This window comes from Mucilaginibacter angelicae (assembly GCF_042434235.1).
GTDB lineage: Bacteria > Bacteroidota > Bacteroidia > Sphingobacteriales > Sphingobacteriaceae > Mucilaginibacter > Mucilaginibacter angelicae.
On record NZ_JBHLTS010000041.1, the window covers coordinates 1 to 1066 of the forward strand.

Below are 1066 nucleotides of genomic sequence, written 5' to 3' on the forward strand. Positions count from 1 at the left end.
TGTAAAGGTTAGATAATTCGGTAACAGAATTAGCTTTATATAACTAAGCTAATTTTGTTATGCGAATAAACACCAATGATCTGACGCTAAAGCGAAACTATCTAAGTAAGTATCGTTTTTTAATCAACGAATATGAGCAGGTAAAGCGGGGTGAACACCCGAGCTTTAGGTTCGCTAAAGACTTCTATTTAGCCCATGATACTGATCGGAGAAGTTTTCTGAAGTATTACAATCGTTTTAAACAATCCGGTAATGAACTCGATTTATTACCAGCTAAGCGGGGGCCTAAGTATAGTACACGGCGTCCTGGTCCCCAGGATGAACAACAAGTACTCGATTTGCGTTCGCGGGGCTGCAATAAGTTCGAGATAGCAGACCGGTTTAAACAAAAAGCTACTAACTTTATCCCATCGCCTTCAGGGGTATACAACATCCTGAAGCGACACAACAAGAACCGTTTAACTGTTACAGATAAGGAAGTAAAGCGAAAGATCATCAAGGAACGCATGGGCCAGTTAGGACATATAGACTGTCATCACCTGAGTAAAAGTGTGATCAGGGGACAAAACAGGAAGCTGTACCTGCTTTGTGTGTTGGATGATCATTCCCGCCTTGCCTGGGCAGAGGTGATGGAAGATATTACTGCTTTAACCACCATGTTTACTTCGCTGCGCTGTATGCAAGCCCTTAAGCGCGAATTCGGCATTCAGTTCGAAGAGATCATCGCTGATAACGGCCCAGAGTTCGGCACCTCTACCAGCTTAAATAAGAAAAACCATCCGTTTGAACGAATGTTGGTGGAAACAGGTATCAAACGAAGGTATATGAAACCTTACCATCCGCAGACGAACGGCAAGGTAGAACGTTTTTGGCGTACACTTAAAGAAGATCTTATCGAGGATACCGATTTTGACAGCTTCGCAGAACTGGAAGATGAATTACTCAAATACCTCGTTTACTATAATTGGGAAAGGCCTCATCAGGGTATTAATGGTAAAAAACCTATTGAAATGGCATCCGTAAACAACAAATAAAATACCTGATTCTGTTACCGAATTACTAAACC

At 41.8% G+C, this 1066-nt stretch carries 1 protein-coding gene; it reads left to right on the forward strand.

What is annotated here, in order from left to right; genetic code table 11:
* Nucleotides 1-59 precede the first annotated feature (59 nt).
* Complete coding sequence (locus tag ACFFGT_RS19200) at nucleotides 60-1034, forward strand: integrase core domain-containing protein (RefSeq protein WP_377024134.1); 975 nt, start codon at nucleotides 60-62, stop codon at nucleotides 1032-1034.
* Nucleotides 1035-1066: the final 32 nt, after the last annotated feature.

Coding starts and splice junctions, on each gene's coding strand:
- ACFFGT_RS19200 (WP_377024134.1), top strand. CDS start 60: ATGCGAATAAACACCAATGATCTGACGCTAAAGCGAAACTATCTAAGT.